At 40.5% G+C, this 17,326-nt stretch carries 13 protein-coding genes; 4 read left to right on the top strand and 9 right to left on the bottom strand.

Translation table 11 applies throughout. From position 1 onward, the window contains the following. Positions 1 to 43: 43 nt before the first annotated feature. The 6 genes from pdeM to HCO57_RS07485 all read right to left on the bottom strand — a co-directional run bounded on the left by pdeM (position 44) and on the right by HCO57_RS07485 (position 10,864). A complete protein-coding gene (gene pdeM / locus HCO57_RS07510; protein ID WP_167988507.1) occupies positions 44 to 670 on the bottom strand; it encodes a ligase-associated DNA damage response endonuclease PdeM in 627 nt (208 codons plus the stop codon). A 97-nt stretch (positions 671 to 767) separates the two neighbouring features. Beyond that, entirely contained in the window at positions 768 to 5,123 is a 4,356-nt protein-coding gene (locus HCO57_RS07505; protein ID WP_167988506.1) for an endonuclease/exonuclease/phosphatase family protein, read from the bottom strand. Positions 5,124 to 5,231: 108 nt separating this feature from the next. Next, entirely contained in the window at positions 5,232 to 7,715 is a 2,484-nt protein-coding gene (locus HCO57_RS07500) for a ligase-associated DNA damage response DEXH box helicase (protein ID WP_167988505.1), read from the bottom strand. 131 nt (positions 7,716 to 7,846) lie between these two features. Then, positions 7,847 to 8,239, bottom strand: a complete 393-nt coding sequence (locus tag HCO57_RS07495) for an endonuclease domain-containing protein (RefSeq protein WP_167988504.1) — start codon at positions 8,237 to 8,239, stop codon at positions 7,847 to 7,849. After that, the gene (locus tag HCO57_RS07490) at positions 8,226 to 9,842 is read right to left on the bottom strand and encodes an ATP-dependent DNA ligase (protein ID WP_167988503.1); all 1,617 of its coding nucleotides are present in this window, start codon (positions 9,840 to 9,842) and stop codon (positions 8,226 to 8,228) included. Before HCO57_RS07490 ends, HCO57_RS07495 begins: the two co-directional genes overlap by 14 nt. Next, on the bottom strand, positions 9,839 to 10,864 hold the full coding sequence (locus HCO57_RS07485) for a ligase-associated DNA damage response exonuclease (RefSeq protein ID WP_167988502.1): 1,026 nt from the start codon (positions 10,862 to 10,864) through the stop codon (positions 9,839 to 9,841). The genes HCO57_RS07490 and HCO57_RS07485 overlap by 4 nt, the downstream gene beginning before the upstream one ends. A gap of 87 nt (positions 10,865 to 10,951) precedes the next feature. Between HCO57_RS07485 and HCO57_RS07480 the strand changes: the two genes are divergently transcribed. After that, positions 10,952 to 11,377, top strand: a complete 426-nt coding sequence (locus HCO57_RS07480) for a TerB family tellurite resistance protein (protein ID WP_136949324.1) — start codon at positions 10,952 to 10,954, stop codon at positions 11,375 to 11,377. A gap of 12 nt (positions 11,378 to 11,389) precedes the next feature. Here HCO57_RS07480 and fbp read toward each other — a convergent pair whose 3' ends face one another. After that, positions 11,390 to 12,394, bottom strand: coding sequence for a class 1 fructose-bisphosphatase (gene fbp, locus HCO57_RS07475; protein WP_136949325.1), 1,005 nt, complete (start codon positions 12,392 to 12,394; stop codon positions 11,390 to 11,392). A 107-nt stretch (positions 12,395 to 12,501) separates the two neighbouring features. On the opposite strand from fbp, the gene HCO57_RS07470 reads away from it, so the two are divergent. From HCO57_RS07470 to HCO57_RS07460, 3 genes are all read left to right on the top strand, one after another. Continuing rightward, a complete protein-coding gene (locus HCO57_RS07470; protein ID WP_167988501.1) occupies positions 12,502 to 12,984 on the top strand; it encodes a GNAT family N-acetyltransferase in 483 nt (160 codons plus the stop codon). Positions 12,985 to 13,001: 17 nt separating this feature from the next. Then, positions 13,002 to 14,252: an aspartate kinase gene (locus HCO57_RS07465; protein WP_167988500.1), complete on the top strand. Its 1,251-nt coding sequence runs from the start codon at positions 13,002 to 13,004 to the stop codon at positions 14,250 to 14,252. Between the two features lie 61 nt (positions 14,253 to 14,313). Next, a complete protein-coding gene (locus HCO57_RS07460) occupies positions 14,314 to 16,152 on the top strand; it encodes a GNAT family N-acyltransferase (RefSeq protein WP_167988499.1) in 1,839 nt (612 codons plus the stop codon). 1 nt (position 16,153) lies between these two features. Here HCO57_RS07460 and HCO57_RS07455 read toward each other — a convergent pair whose 3' ends face one another. Both HCO57_RS07455 and HCO57_RS07450 read right to left on the bottom strand, forming a co-directional pair. Next, positions 16,154 to 16,780 (bottom strand): protein-tyrosine-phosphatase, encoded by a 627-nt coding sequence (locus HCO57_RS07455; RefSeq protein ID WP_167988498.1) that lies wholly within the window; start codon positions 16,778 to 16,780, stop codon positions 16,154 to 16,156. Positions 16,781 to 16,788: 8 nt separating this feature from the next. After that, entirely contained in the window at positions 16,789 to 17,265 is a 477-nt protein-coding gene (locus tag HCO57_RS07450) for a GNAT family N-acetyltransferase (RefSeq protein WP_245167557.1), read from the bottom strand. Positions 17,266 to 17,326: the final 61 nt, after the last annotated feature.

The raw sequence follows: 17,326 nt of genomic DNA, 5'->3' as shown, positions 1-17,326 counted from the left end.
ACTGGTTTGTTGGTCTGGATTGCTATAAAAGGCGTTCTTTTGGCTATACCTTAATCACTTGTTGGTCTGCCAACACAAAAACTTCGTCTTCTGGTTGGGGTGTCAAAACATACGTTCCTGTAAACTCCCCAAATGCAGGTAAAATAAGTTGTTTGTCCGTTTTATAAAAGCAGGGCAGTTTTAGATGCTGCCGGCCAAACCCCTTTAGTTTAACCGCAGGGTGTATGTGACCACAAAAGTTATAGTGGCCTTCTTTTTCTTCGGGATGATGCGTCAATAGAAAGCCTTCCGTTAGTATCTCTTCATGCAATTCAATATGTAAAGCCTCAAATTTTTCTGGGGCAATAATGTCGTGGTTTCCGGTAATTAGGGTGATTTTAGCCGGAGTCTTTGCTGCCCAATTTTCAAATAACAACCACTCTTTGTTTAAAGAAGAGTGGAATAAATCCCCCAAAAAACAAATTTCAAAAGGCTGAAATGTTTGGATGACTTCATCTAGCATTACATAATTCTGATGCACTGCTTGTTTGGGTACTGCTGCACCAAATTTTCTAAAATGCGATACCTTTCCAAGATGCACATCGCTAATAAATAAGCACGATTTTTCGTGCCAGAAAAGCGCTCCATAAGGATGTAAGGTAAAGGTTTGATTTAAAATAGTAATCTTCATTGAGCAACTGCAAGAATCCAGATGGCAAAGATACGAGCCAAAAAAAGAACGCCCAGCATAGTGCCGGGCGTTACTTAGTATCTGGAAAGTGTGTATGCTATTCTTTAATCAGTTTAATGCTTTTTACTACCTCGCTACCTTCATAAAGGTTTAAAAAGTAGATGCCTTTATAGAGGTAATTTAAGTATAGTTTTTGACTTTGACATCCTTTTCTTATCCAAGTTCGGTATACGACACGTCCGTAGCTATTAAAAACAACTGCATAGTATCGTTCTTGAGTAGGTGTGCTGAAATTAATTTCGGTATAGGTGTTAAACGGATTTGGACTCGCGGTAATTACTTGCGCTACTGGGGGTACATTCTCACAACTACCCAAAGTAGCTCCTTTTTCCAATAAACGTGCTGCTGCTCTTTTGGAAACACAAAGGCTTCTGCCTTTAAAACAAACAGTAACTTTAGGGTTTCTGTAGTTATTGCCACAACTCACGTCTTCTACCGTTACCGTAATATCTTTTGTGGTTTCGCAACCGTTGGCATCGGTAACCGTTACGCTATACGTGGTGTTTTCTTCTGGGCAAACATGTATTTGCTCTGTAGCTTCACCCGTATTCCACAGATAATTGTAGGGTGCAGTGCCACCCATAGTTTCCAGAACGCTAAGGGTAGTGCAATTGGCATTATCATATCCAACAAAAACCTTAACCTCTTCAGAAGTAATCACATCTAAAGCTGCTGGCTCCATTAATGTAAAACTAGCACTCACACTTGCAGAAAGTGCATCGGTAATAGTAACGGTATAATCACCAGCTTCTAATCCAGAAACACTTGGGGTGCTAGCGCCATTACTCCATGCATAGGTAAACGGAGCTGCACCGCCAGATATGCTAACACTGGCCGTTCCATCAGCGTTTCCAAAACAACTGATGTCCGTACTAGCCAATTGCTCCAAACTTAGTGGTTTAATCAGCATGCGTACAGAAACAGGAAAATGGTCCGATGCGGTACTGGTATAATCACCATCGTAAAATTCGTAATGCACCCGAGCAGATTGCTCAATATAATTAGGTGCTACCTCGTTAGACACCAAAATATGGTCTATCATGTTTTCTCTAAACGCATAAGACCTAAAACCCTGTTCGCTTAAAACATCTGTAAGTACATCAAAGTTGGTAGCATCTGCTACGTAGGCCTCGTAACTAGAAAGGGTGGTGTTAATACCATCAGCAACCGTTTCGTCTACATCATCATTAAAATCGCCCAAAAGAACCAAGTTGTTCGTAGGGTAATATTGATTTAAGCTATCGCGAAGCATCTCAACATCGTACTTACGCATATCATAACGTTCTTGAGGACCATTACTGCTATTCGCTCTTGCGTGTAACACGATAAAGTCATAAGGAACTTGGGTGCTATCAATAGTTACTTGGGTAGACATCATAAACGGTAAACGCCCGCTGGCATAGAAACGGTCTGGAGTACTAGGATAATCGGTCAAGAACGATGTGTCTCCACCATTGTAATACGGATGTACACTTTCTAACAACACCTTGGTATCCGTAATGCTTACCGTACCATTCTTATAAATAAAACCTACTTTCTGTTGGTTGCCCGAGGTATCGTCTGGGTAAGAAACGGCAGGAGAAAGCACATAACTGTATCCTTCTAATTCGTTTACCATGGTGGTAAATAAAGCTTCGTCTGCTATCTCTTGTACGGCTAAAACGTCTGGGTTTAATTGCTGAATAATTGTTTTAACGCTGTCTTTTTGTATGGCGTCCGAGTTAGGGTTGCCCGCCGCTGGTGAATTGCTGTCATCTCCAAACCATTCTATATTCCACGTAGTGATTTCTAGTGTGCTAGCAGGGTCTACTGGTATGGGTAAAGGTGGATTCTCATACGGTTGCGCACAAGCCAAATCGGTGCGTTGTCTTGGTAATAATTGGTAGAAGTCGCGAAATTTACCAACGACTCCAATAACTTCTCCGCAATTTTCTGGTTGTGCCAAACCTACAAGTTCAGTTACGTCATTGTCTATTCGCATTTCACCCGTACCACTTGCATCTGTAAGTTGATAATTGCTATTACCGAACAACAAATCATTTGGTCTAGGGAAGGTAACATTGTTAATTTTTACCAGCTGTCCGTCGTATGCTCCTAATTGGTCTAGGGTTATCGTTGCCGGAATAATGGGTTGGTTAGGGGTGCCGTTTGCACTCACTGAAGTAACCGGGCCTAGTTGTAGTTGTTCGTTAAAAGAGCTACGTACCGCGGTAACGGTAATGCTGTCCCCAACCTGGAAAAGTCCTTCGCCATGAACTTGAGGGTCAAAAATGGCAATACCCGCAGTAGCATCTTGTAGGTATGCAGAACCACCAAATTCGTCCGCTACGGTTAATACGCCAGTAACGGTAACCAAGGTGCCCTCTGCGGCATTTCGCGCTTCGCTAATACTAATTACGTCAGGATTTTCGTCCACGCCACCATCACCACCAGCGTAGGTTTTAACAGGGTAAGGTAGGCTTGCTGTGGCATTGGTAGTGGTGCCATCTAGAGCGTTGGTGCCACTAAAACTCCAATCGGTTAAAACAAAAGAACCGTTATTTAATGTGCCTGTGTTACGGTAGGCCCATCCATCCAGATATTCCCAAGCTTGTCCTGTGCCATCTGTATTGCTATCGCCAAAAACATCTATAATTTCATTGTTGTAAAAAAGTTCAACGGCATCATCCCCATTAATGGCTAAGGCTCCAGAAGTATAATCTGGTGCAAAGCCCAAGTAGGTGGTAAAATTATCGGTTTCAGAAGCTACGTAAATGTATGTTCCTGCCGCTACGCTCACGGCCGGAAAGGTAAATTCTACTCCATCCGTACCGCCACCATTATTGGCAGAACCAACACCATAGCTACTTAAATCAGCAATAGCATTTCTTGCATACAATTCCATAGCTTTTGGTGTGCCACCAGAAAGTGGGCCATCTATAACTCCAGTAATCAATAAATCGGGTCCAAAAGCTTTTGTAGGGAATGGTGTATTGGCAGTGGCATTATCTGTGCTGCCATCCAAGGCATCGGTTCCAGAGAATATCCAGTTGCTGGGGTCAAAAGAACCACCATTAGCTATGCTATTGTCTTTACGATAGGCCCAGCCGTCTACATGGTCCCAAGCTGTTCCTGTTCCATCGGTATTTATATCCCCAAAAACGTCTATGATATTACCATTTAAAAATAGTTCCACGGCGTCGTCACCATTAATTCCCATTGCACCAGTGGTGTAGTCGGGTTCAAATCCAAAAAAGCTGGTAAAACCATCCGTTTCTGAGGCCACATAGATAAACGTGCCAGCAGCTACTGGAACCGCATCAAATGTAAATTCTTGTCCGTCTGTACCACCACCGTTGTTGGCTGAACCCAAACCATAGGTAGATAGATCATCAATAGCAGCCGTAGCATATAATTCTACGCCTTTTGGTACACCGCCAGAAAGCGGCCCGTCAAAAACGCCTGTAATAATAAGATTTGCACTAATTGTGCTGTCAGATTGGGTTTTAGCAGTAGTAGTTACTCCAGTAGAATACTTAAAACTGTCAGAAACCGACCAAATTTTGTAGTAGTACGATGAATTAGGTGTTAAACCTGCATGATTAAAACTACTGTTATTGCCAGAAAGTAAAATGGTACTACCATCGCTTAATTGTTCTCCAGGTACATAAGGAATGCCTTCTTCTGGGCTAGCAGTAATTGGGGCAGTAGTAGAAAATGCCAATAAAATATTATCGTTATTTGGATTCAATGCCCATGTTAAATCTATAGCAGTAGTGCTAATAGGCAAGCTATTGAAATTAGTAGGATTGGCAATGACATCTATTTGACCGCCTCCAAAGGTTGCGGTTGGGAAAGGCAATGGCGCATTGGCATTATTCGTTTGCCCATCTAAGGCATTAGGGCCACTGTAGGTCCAATTGTCCAATACAAAAGTTGCTCCATCTGGGCCGGTATCATTTTTACGATACGCCCAACCATCTAGGTACTCCCATGGTTGCCCAGTTCCGTCTGTGTTGATGTCGCCAAAAGTATCAATTACAGTGCCTTGGTAGAATAATTCTATAGCATCATCTCCATTTATATTCGCTGAACTATCTACGTAATCTGGAGTAAAGCCAAAAAAGGAAGCAAATTGTACCTCTTCTGATGCCACATAGATGAAGGTGCCTGCTGCTACACTTGCAACCGGAAAAACAAATTCTTCGCCATCCGTGCCTCCGCCATTATTGGCAGAGCCAAGACCGTAAAAGCTGAGATTGGTAATATCGTTAACGGCGTAAAGTTCTACCGCTTTTGGTAGTCCGCCGCTGAGTGGGCCGTCTATTACCCCTGTAATTCTTAAGTCTTGGGCTAGGCCGCTAAAACCAAAAAGGAGGGTTGCTAAAAATAGTAGCGCGTAATTTTTTTTCATGTAGTGGGTTTAAGAATAAAAAAACGCTTAAAGGTGCGGCGTTTTTGTGTTGTAGAGGTGTGCTAAAAATTAAGGTTAGGTTAACAATTTTAACACATAGACGAACCGTTATTTGGTAAGCATGCGAGTCATACGTTTAATACGGTCTGCCAGTTTTTCTGAAGATAGTTTTTCTCGCAATCGGTCTGTGATGATAGGAAAAGAAAAAGGAGTAGGTTTTTCGCAATTTTTCCAAATAATGTTTTGCTGCGCGATGCGTTCTAGCGCTAAACGTAAACGGCCTTCTTCCAATTGATGTTCAAAAGTCTCGGTAAAAGCCTGTTGAAATAAAAGATTGTCTGGTTCATAATCCCGAAAAACATCAAATAATAATTGTGAACTGCTTTGCAGGTGCTTCATTTTTACGCCTTTCTCTGGATAGCCGGTAAAAACCATACCGCTGATTACCGCAATATCACGAAACTTGCGCCTTGCCATTTCGTTGCTGTTTAGGCTCTTTTGTAAATCGGCTAATAAGTAATCCGTAGTAAACAAATCGTTATCCAGTATGGCTTGTATGTCAATAGGTTTATCGCTCAACATCTCAAAACCATAATCGTTAAAGGCCAAAGAAGCGGTAATTGGGCTTAATAGGCTTATACGATACGAAAGTAGGCTGCTCATGGCTTCATGTACCGCACGACCCTCGAACGGATAAAAAATATGATGATACCCGTCTCGCGTTTTAAAGGTTTCAATGAGAAATTCGTCTGGTTTGGGTACAATGCTTTCTTGGCGCTGCTTGTCAAAAATATGTTGCAATGCTTTTAGCTCTTCACTAATAAGTTCCCCCTCTCCTTTGGGGAGGGGGCTAGGGGGTGGGGCTTTGTAGAGTTCCTGGCGTAGCAATTCGGACATTTGGGCACTAAAGCTTAGTCTACCGCCCATCCAACTGGGTACTTTGTTGGTTTTTTTATTGGAATTTCGCACGTGGGCCTGCATGCCTTTGATACGGATGAACTCCAAGTTTCTTCCCGCAAAAGTAAATACATCGCCTTGCGTTAATTTCGAAATAAAATATTCTTCTATAGAACCAATATATCCTCCTTTTTGGTATCTAACACTTATGGTAGCATCGCCTACGATGGTCCCAATTTGAAACCGATGCCGCATAGCTACACCGCGATTGTTCACTTTAAACTTGCCGTCTGCTTCCACTTCCACTTTTTTGTACTCGTCATAGCTGCTCAGACTTTGGCTGCCCATGACCAAAAAATTTAGGAGCCATTGCCACTGGTCTTCCGTAATGCCTTGATAGCAAAAGGTCTGCTGAATTTCAGGATAGATTTCTTCTGGGTAAAAACCATCCGAAACGGCTAAAGTGGTGAGGTATTGCAACAACACATCATAACTGTTGAGGTAGGGTAGGCGGTCTTCCACCGCATTTTCCTTAACGGCCACCTGCAAGGCAGAAGCTTCTATCAATTCCATGGCATGTGTAGGCAAAAAGTGGATAACACTCTCTTTTCCGGGTCGGTGCCCACTACGCCCTGCACGTTGTAAAAAGCGAGCTACGCCCTTGGGGCCACCAATTTGTATTACCGTTTCTACAGGAGCAAAATCTACACCCAAATCCAAACTAGAAGTACACACCACGGCCTTTAAACTTTCGTTACGAATGGCCTGTTCTACCCACAAGCGTGTTTCCTTGTTTACACTGCCATGGTGCATGGCCATTTCCCCTGCGAATTCCGGATACTTTTCCAAGATTTTCTGAAACCAAATTTCGCACTGGCTACGGGTGTTGGTGAATAGTAAAGTGGTCTTGCTGTTGTTAATGATGGGGACCACTTCGTCTAACAAATGCAAACCTAAATGCCCACGCCACGGAAAGGTTTCCATGGTTTTTGGGATGATACTTTTTACGGTAATTTTCTTTTGTAGGTTGGCACGTACCATGACGGAATTTTCCAGTTCTGGACTTATGGGACCCAGTAACACCTGTCTGGCCTGTTCTAGATTACCAATGGTTGCCGAAATGCCCCAGATACGTAAATCTTTGCAGATGGTTTTGAGTCGACTAAGACCCAGTTCCATTTGTACACCACGTTTTGTACCCAAAAGTTCGTGCCACTCGTCTACCACAATGGCAGAACAGTTTTTAAAGACTTTTTTATAATCCTTGGAAGAGAGCAATAATTGTAAACTTTCTGGTGTGGTAATGAGCAAATCTGGCATGGCAGTGCGTTGCTTGGCGCGCTCCTTGGTGCTGGTATCTCCTGTGCGGATGCCTACCGTCATTTGGGTGCCTAAATCTTCCGTAATGCGTTCTGCGGATTGTTTTATTTCTTGGGAAAGGGCTCGTAATGGTGTTATCCAAATAGCTTTTAACCCCTTTTTGTGTTTGTTCTTGTAATCAGGATTTTGTTTGATGTAGTTGAGAACGATGGGGAACCAAAGTGCGTAGGTTTTTCCGCTGCCCGTGGGTGCATTTAGTAGGCCGTGTTTGCCCGCCAAAAAGGCTTTCCAGGTCTCTTTTTGAAACGGAAAGGGTTTCCAACCTTGCTGATGAAACCAATGTTGGGCTATATGGAATAATTCTTTTTGGGTCATATCATTTTTTAGTTCCTTCCCTTACTTAAGGGAAGGTGAATTGATGGTAATCAATTCGGAAGGGTTGCCTTTTTCCCTTTCCGAGGTAGCTATGCTACCCCACCTTTCCCATTGCAAAGGGAAAGGAATTATTATACGTTCTTAAAATTAGATTCAATTACATTTAGTATTTGCTTCAAATCTTCAAAAACTTGCTTATTTTCAAAACGAAGTACTTTGTATCCTAGTTTCATTAAATGTTTATCTCTTAGATAATCTTGTTCTCTGTTTACCGTGTTAAAATGGATTTCTCCGTCCAATTCAATAATAATTTTCTCTTTTGCACAGTAAAAATCTACTATATAATTTTCTATTTGATGTTGTCTTCTAAATTTTCGGCCTGCTAATTGTTTTTTTTGAATGTACTTCCATAATTGTGCTTCAGCAGGGGTGAGATTTTGTCTTAGTTCTCTTCTAGAAGTAATTAGGTTTTTCTTTTTCATTGCTGACTTGCCAATCTTTTTGCTATTACTATCCCTCCCCATTCGAAATCAAAGCTTTTAAATCTTCCAAGCTATTGGCTTCTTCAATTTTCTTGTCTTGCCGCCAGCGTAAAATTCTTGGGAACCTTGTGGCAACACCGCTTTTGTGTCTTTTGGAAAGCGCTATGCCTTCAAAAGCAATTTCAAAGACATGATGTGGGGTTACGCTGCGTACCGGTCCAAAGCGTTCCAAGGTATTTTTCTTTATCCAAGCGTCTACTTTTCGGAATTCGGCATCTGTAAGTCCGGAGTAGGCTTTAGCAAAAGTGACCAGCTCTTTTTCGCCATCCTCATTTTCGTCCCAAAGGGCAAAGGTATAATCAGTAAACAGGTTACTACGCCTACCATGGCCCCTCATGGCATAAGTAAGTACGGCATCTATGGTTAATGGGTCTACCTTCCATTTCCACCAGTCGCCCTTTTTACGGCCTACCAAATAGGGCGAATCGTTCTTCTTCAGCATGAGGCCTTCACTACGTTTTTCTCTGGAGGTCTCCCGTTCTGCGGCTACTTCTTCCCATGAATTAAATGCCATTTTTTGGGATAGCAATAAAGGTACACCCTTAGCTGAGGTTAGTTGACTATACAGTTGTTCTAGCAGCTTTCGCCTTTCTAAATAGGGTAATTCCCTACAATCTTTACCTTTCCATTCCAACAAATCATAAGCCTTTAAAACAACAGGAGTTTTTTTAAGCAACGCTTTGGATACTGTCTTGCGTCCTATACGGGTTTGCAAATCGTTAAACGTACCAATTTCCCCATTGGGATAGGGTAGAATTTCACCGTCTAAAACAGTGCCGTTAGGGATAACTCCCACAAACGCTTCAAACTCCGGATATTTATCCGTTACCAATTCTTCGCCACGGCTCCAAACAAACAATTCATTGTTGCGAAGAATAATTTGTGCACGAATGCCATCCCATTTGTGTTCAAAAGACCATTGCGTAACATCGCCTAAATCCTTGGGCTCATCTTCCAAGGCATATGCCAAATAGAAAGGATAGGGTTTGGAAAGGAAATCGCTTGCCTTTTCTTCCAATACCAAATCTTGAAAACTAATGGTATTCGGATCCCAATTTCCCATTAATTTGTAGGCAAGGATATCTTCGTCTATACCGGTAGCCTTGGCCAAAGCTCGGGTCATTAATTTTTGGCTTACCCCAATGCGGAAGCCCCCGGTAATCAGTTTGGTAAATACAAAACGGCCGTAATAATCCAGTTGTTTCCAATTAGCGAAGAGGTAGGTTTTTTTATCAGCATCTTCCTGTTTTTTAAGCCAAATCATTTCTTGCAAAAACTGGGTCAATGATTTGTCTGTTGCGGTTTCGTCTTGAGGTACAACCAAGGCAATGGTTTCTGCCAAATCACCAACAATATGATAGCTTTCCTCAAAAAGCCAGAGCGGAATATTCGCAAGTTCAGAAGCCCATTCGCGCAACAAAGTAGTGTTTACCGGGCGTGGAGGCCTTCTATGAGACAATATGGCAATGGTCCACACCTTGTCTTGATCTGTAGCAGTAGCAAAATAATTAGCCAAGGCCGCCACTTTTACATTGGTCTTGTTGGTGCCGTCCAAAGTTTTTATAAGTTGGGAGAACTGCTTCATACCGATTCTTGGGTTTCGGGTTCTGCATTCACTTCGGCATTTTCTCCTTCAAACTGTGTAGCTTCTGTACGGGCGTCATAACCCAAGTCGCGCAAGTATTTAGAAAAAATATCAGTATAACCGTGGGTACAAATTACTTTTTCTGCTCCTGTGTCTTTAATCGCTTTGAGCAATGATGGCCAATCACAATGATCGCTCAACACAAAACCTTTGTCTATGGCGCGTCTGCGGCGTGCACCCCTAAAGGCCATCCAACCACTGGCAGAAGCGGTAACAAAGGGAACCATTTTGCGTATCCAAGTACTGCCGTGTGCAGAAGGCGGTGCTAGCACCAAATTGCCTTTTATGGCTTCCTTTTTGGTTTCTCTTGTAATTAGTTCCGTTTCTGGAAAATCCACTAATGGGCGTAAAACTTCCGTCATATTCTCAATGGCACCATGGGTATAAATTTTGCCAATGCTGGGGTCTAGATGCTTTAGCAGGCGTTGTGCCTTGCCCAATGAATAACCGAATAAAATAGAGGTTTGACCGTTGGCTTTGTTTTGGGCCCACCAGTTGTTAATGTCCGTGAATACTTCGGTTTGTGGCCGCCATAAAAAAGCGGGTAGGCCAAAGGTACATTCGGTAATAAAGCTATGGCATTTTACGGATTCGTAAGGTGTAGCTACCCCATCGTCCTCTAATTTATAGTCCCCCGTAAATACCCAGATTTCTCCTTTGTGCTCTACTTTTATTTGGGAAGAACCTATAATATGCCCAGCTGGGTAAAAGGTGAATTTTACATTGTTTATGGTAAAGGGTTGTCCCCAGTTTACACCAGAAACATTTATATCTCCTAGCCGGTGTTTTATAATGGGAACGTTGCTGTTGTGTGTAATGTATTGTTGGTGTCCCCAGCGGCTATGGTCTGCATGGCCATGGGTTATCAAGGCTTTGTCTACCGGTTTCCAAGGGTCTAAATACACCTTTGCCGGATGGCAGTAAATGCCTCGGTTCGTAAATTCCAATAAGGGTTTTTTCATAGCAGTGTGAATTTACGAATTCTTTCTAGCATTTCGTACTGTGGCATTTATCCATAAAAACTATATTTGCGGAACAAAAATTTGAAGATGCCAATTATAGATTTATACGAGCACGGAGAAAGAAGAAAAGAAGTGGCACACTTTGCTACTTTGGCTAGTTTAGCTGCCGTGGATGGAGAAATAAATCCAAAAGAAAAAGCTATTTTAGATAAGTTCGCTTTTAGATTGCATATTAGCGAAGAAGAATATGCGGAAATTCTTAAAAAGGAAAATAAATATCCTATTGAAACGCCACATAGCGCTGAGAAAAGATTAAAGCGTTTGTTCGATTTCTTTAAAATCATCTTTTCTGATCATGAAATAGATGAGGCAGAATTAAAGATGGTTAAACGTTACGCTTTAGGACTTGGATTTCCTTCTGATAAAGCAGAAAGCATCATCCAGAAATCCATTAAAATTTTCTCTGGTAACATTCCTTTTGAGGATTACCAATATTTAGTAGAGAAAAAATAATATACTACTTAGTTAAGGTCGAAGAAACTCTTCGGCCTTTTCTACCATATTTTTACTGCCACAGAAAAACGGTACCCGTTGGTGTAGTTCTGTTGGTTCTATATCCATAATTCTTTGCGTGCCATCACTTGCTTTGCCATTGGCTTGTTCTGCTAAAAAAGCCATAGGATTACACTCATACAACAAACGTAATTTTCCGTTTTTAGCTTTGCTGGTTTGTGGGTACATATAAATACCACCTTTTATCATATTACGATGAAAATCTGATACCAAAGAACCTATATATCTAGAAGTATACGGTCTGTCTCCTTCTTCTTTTTGGCAATACTTAATATAATCTTTTACCCCTTGCGGAAAGTGTACATAATTGCCCTCGTTTACAGAATAAATGTTGCCATCTTCTGGAAATTGCATGTTTGGGTGACTTAAATAAAAGGTGCCCAATGCAGGGTTTAAAGTAAAACCATTTACGCCATGCCCAGTTGTATACACGTACATGGTAGAGGTGCCATAAATAATGTAGCCTGCAGCAATTTGCTTGTTGCCTGGCTGTAAGAAGTCTTCCATGGTCACTGGTGTACCTACCGGCGTAACCCGGCGGTATATAGAAAAAATAGTACCCACGGAAACGTTTACATCTATGTTAGAAGAACCATCTAAAGGATCTATAAGAACTACATATTTGTTTTGGTGATTTTCATCAAAGCTATTTATGGTGATAAAGTCATCTTCTTCCTCCGAGGCTATACCACAAACAATTTCCCGGTTCTTTAGGGTTTGTATAAACTTATCGTTTGCAAGAACATCTAATTTCTGTTGGTCTTCTCCTTGCACGTTGGTTTCCCCAGCAGCTCCTGTAATATCTACTAGTCCAGCTTTATTTACCTCATGGTTTACTACTTTGGCTGCTAGTCGGATACCATTTAAAAGTCTAGAAAGCTCCCCAGAAGTATATTTAAAATTATTTTGATTGGCGATGATGAATTCGCCCATGGTCATATTTTTAGCTTCGGACATGGATGTGTGTTATTTGAGGGCAAATATCGAACATTTTGTGAAACTACAACGATTTCGAGAAGGGTTAATTGGTGTGCATTATAACTTATTGTTTTATTTGCAACAAGATGGAAATAAAAATACGAATAGCAGAAAAAAAGGACGTCGAAAGTATGTATCGACTAATTAAAGAATTGGCTTTGTTTGAAAAAGAACCCGATGCGGTGAAGATTTCTGAGGCCGATTTGGAAGAGGCAGGTTTTGGGGCTCAACCACTTTACCATTGCTTTGTTGCGGAAGCGGAAGAGCAAATAATAGGGATGGCTTTAGTGTACCCAAGATACTCCACTTGGCAAGGTCCTGTTATTCATTTAGAGGATCTTATTGTAACACAAAGTTATCGCGGTAAAGGTTTAGGTTCAAAGTTGCTAGATGCAGTAGTTGCTTATGGTAAAGAGCAAGGCGTTAGGCGTATAAGTTGGGAGGTGCTAGACTGGAATGAGCCTGCTATTAAATTTTACGAGAGTAAAGGAGCCAATGTAATGCGAGATTGGGATGTAGTACAATTGGACCAAAAGGGAATTGAAAATTATTTAACGTATAAAGGGTAAAACCTTAAAAAGGACATATGAGGATTTTTAAGTTTGGTGGCGCATCTGTTAAAGATGCAGCAGGGGTAAAGAATGTAGTAAATGTCTTAAAGGAAGTTGGGCATAAAAATACCTTGTTGGTTATATCTGCCATGGGTAAAACTACCAATGCTATGGAGCGTGTGGTAAATGGTTATTTTAAGGATAAAGCGGATATGGAAATGGCCATATCTGAGTTGGTAGCATACCACAAAGAAATTTTAAATGATTTGTTTGAAGCCCGTAACCATGAGGTGCATCATAAGGTAAATCAGTTAATAGAAGAGTTTAAAGGATTTTTAATCTGGAATAAATCGCCCAAATATGCCTTTGTTTATGATCAAGTGGTGGGCTATGGAGAACTAATTTCTACTACCATTGTAAGTGCTTATTTAAATGAGATTGGTCTAACCAACACGTGGTTAGACGTTCGTGAATTAATAAAAACGGATAACAGCTACAGAGATGCTCAAGTAGATTGGGACAAAACAGAAGCTGCCGTTAATGCACTTGTAGACAAAAACAAGCTACATATTGCACAAGGCTTTTTAGGGAGCGATGAAAATAATTTTACCACTACCTTAGGCAGAGAGGGATCTGATTATACTGCTGCTATTTTAGCTTATTGTTTAGATGCAGAATCTGTTACCATTTGGAAAGACGTTCCGGGGGTTTTGAATGCCGATCCAAGACATTTTACAGAAACTCAATTATTGAATAAAATCAATTATAGAGAGGCCATAGAATTGGCGTTTTATGGTGCGTCTGTAATACACCCTAAAACTTTACAGCCTTTGCAGCGCAAAGAAATTCCATTACACGTTAAGTCTTTTATTAATCCAAAAGAAAAAGGGACTACCGTAGGTAAAGGGGTTAAAATTGAGCCAGAAGTGCCTTGTTTTATCGTAAAGAAAAATCAGGTTTTACTAAAACTTTCGTCTTTAGATTTCTCTTTTATTGTGGAAAATAATATTAGCGAGATTTTTAAGCTTTTTCATGAGCACCGGCTTAAAGTGGATATGATTCAAAACTCTGCCATCAGTTTTTCAGTATGTTTAGATAATAAGTTCGGCGGTCTATCATCATTATTGCCAGAACTAGAGAAAAAATTTAAAGTGATGTGTTATGAAGAGGTATCTCTATACACTGTGAGGCACTTTACAGAAGAAGCTGTGAAATCCGTATTAAATGGCTATGAGGTACTTGTGGAGCAACGCGGTAAACAAACCACACAATTAGTAGTAAAATAAAGCAAAGCACACCTAGATGCACTGGTATTTTTCTATATTTACTCTTTACTAAACAGAGTAGATGGGGCTGGTAAGCGCAAAAGAAGTTGCACAAGTACTGAACTTAGAAAAATACGGAATCTTTGGAACCTTCGTAGGCTGGCTATTGATGCTGGTAACCCGTATTACAACCATTAATAGGTTTTATGACAACCATAAGGAATTAGATGCTCCAGAATTTTTAGATAAAATTCTGGAGCATTATGAGATTAACTTTGAAATAGTAGAAGAAGACTTAAAACGTTTGCCTAAAGACGGGCCTTTCATTACTATTTCTAACCACCCGCTTGGAGGTATAGATGGGGTGCTCTTGCTAAAACTTTTGCTTGGTCAGCGAGCAGATTTTAAAATAATTGCCAACTTTTTACTGCATAGAATAGAGCCAATAAAGCCCTATATTATGCCTGTTAACCCTTTTGAAAGTCATAAAGATGCTAAAAGTAGTGTCGCCGGTTTTAAAAATGCTTTAGCCCACTTAAGAAATGGACATCCATTGGGAATATTTCCAGCAGGAGAAGTATCTACCTACAGAGATGGTAAATTGGTGGTAGACAAACCATGGGAAGAAGCTGCTTTAAAATTAATACGGAAAGCCGAAGTACCTGTGGTGCCTATTTACTTTCATGCAAAGAATAGCCGGTTGTTTTATAGGTTGTCCAAGATTGATGATGTTTTTCGTACAGCTAAATTGCCTTCGGAAGTAACTACTCAAAATCGTAGACCCATAAAAGTCCGTATTGGGAAACCCATTTCTGTGGCCACCCAAAAAGATGAGCCTACATTAGAAAGTTTTACCGAATTGCTGCGAAAGAAAACGTATTTATTGGCGAATGCTTTTGAAAAAGAGCGATTTATAGATAAAGTGCCTTCGTCTTTAAAAATACCTAAACCACCTAAAAAAATAGTTTCTGCTGTACGTACAGAAGTTATTCAGGGCGAAATTGAAAAGCTGCGCGAAAAAGATTTAAGGCTTTTACAAAGCAAAAATTACGAAGTTTTTTTAGCGCAAGAAAAAGATATGCCCTTTATCCTAAAGGAAATTGGAAGACAGCGCGAAGTTACGTTTAGAGCTATTGGTGAGGGGACCAACAACGCTATAGATTTAGACCATTTTGATACCTATTACCATCATTTGTTTCTTTGGGACGATGACCAAAAAGAAATTGTTGGAGCTTACCGCATGGGCTTGGGTTCAGAGATATTTGAGAACCATGGAATAGATGGTTTTTATTTGCAAGATTTATTCCGATTTGAGCCAGAATTGTATCCGATGATGCGCGAAAGTATAGAAATGGGTAGAGCTTATATTGTTGCGGAGTACCAGCAAAAACCCATGCCTTTATTTTTATTATGGAAAGGAATAGTGCATACCACACTCCGTTTTCCAGAGCATAAGTATTTAATTGGTGGCGTAAGTATCAGTAATCAGTTTTCTAACTTTTCTAAATCCTTGATGATAGAGTTTATGAAATCGCATTACTGGGATCCATATGTAGCCCAATATGTGCGCCCAAAAAAAGAATTTAAGGTGAAGTTGAAGGACGCGGATAAAGAATTCGTTTTTGATGAAACTCAGGCCGACTTAAATAAGTTTGATAAGCTAATAGAAGAGGTAGAACCAGGCAGTCTAAGGTTGCCCGTATTGATAAAAAAATATATTAAGCAGAATGCTAGAGTGGTAGCGTTTAATGTAGATCCCTTGTTTAATAACTCTGTAGACGGGTTAATGTATATCAAAATTGCAGATTTGCCAGAAAGTACTGTAAAGCCTGTGATGGAAGAATTCCAAGCAGAATTGGAACGCAAACATGCAGAGGCTTTACAGCAGCAACAAGGTCTAATGACTGAAGAAGAGGAGTAGATTACTTTAAAGCTTCTTCAAACACAAATTTTAACTCCATTGCAATTTGCACGCTCCTTGCTAAATAAGTAGCGTCTTGCTCAGGGGTTCCATCAGATACCTTTGGGTCTTCAAAAGTGATTGGAAATCTTTTTTCTGCTCCCGCTACAAAAGGGCATCCTTGGTCTGCAGAAGAACATGTCATGATTGCTCCAAACCCATTTGCTGGATTAAAGTCATGATCATAACGTTTAGAGAATCCGATGACAGCTGGTTCATTTTCTTGAAATTTCACCGCATATACTGGATTATCTTCTTTGGATAAAACTTGAATTTGAAACCCTTGATTAGTAAGTGTTTCTGCAACTTTAGGGAATAGCGCAGTTGCTTCGGTACCTCCAGAATAGCAATATAACTGCTTTACATTAAAATAATGGCCTATAGTTTGTGCCCAAATTTGGGACAAATGACTGCGTCTAGAATTATGGGTGCATATAAAATTTAGTAGTATAGGCTGGTCTTCATTTATTTTGCTTTTCAAGTATTGGGCCAAAGGCGTTAAAATGGTTTTTCGTTCTTCTGTTATGCTCGCCGTATTTATTTGAGCAAGCGTTTCTTTTAAATTGGGATAAAGGTTGTTTGTATTCATGTGTCTATTTATTGTCCTATAATTTTGCTACGTCTTTCTAAAAGTAAATTATCTACCCAGATACCTTCTTTGGTTTGGGCAATACGCTCTCTTGTTCCCAAATGTCTGAATCCACAAGTTATATGTAAGGCTACACTAGCTTTGTTTTGTGGAAAAATACCAGATTGTAAGGTCCAGTAACCGTTATCTTCACTGTCTAAAATTAATTGTTGTAGTAACTGCTTGCCTATACCTTTACCTCTAGCATTAGATGCAATATAGATACTAACTTCTGCAACACCTCCATAAACACACCTACTAGATACGGGGCTTAATGCAGCCCAGCCAATGAGATGGTTGGCCTCAGTAGCAACCCATCGGCAATTCTTTAAATGCCCAGCATCCCAATCTTCGTAAGAAGGTACATTGGTCTCAAATGTTGCTATACCGGTGGCAATGCCTTCTGCATAAATTTTAGAAACTGTAGGCCAATCTTTTGCTAGCATGTACCTAAGTTGCATACTGGTATAATTTATTTATTGCAATATTACGATGAAAGAATGAATT

It is taken from the genome of Croceivirga sp. JEA036 (genome assembly GCF_011882165.1).
GTDB lineage: Bacteria > Bacteroidota > Bacteroidia > Flavobacteriales > Flavobacteriaceae > Croceivirga.
Note: the sequence above shows the minus strand (reverse complement) of the source record. Positions and strands in the feature narration are given on the sequence as shown.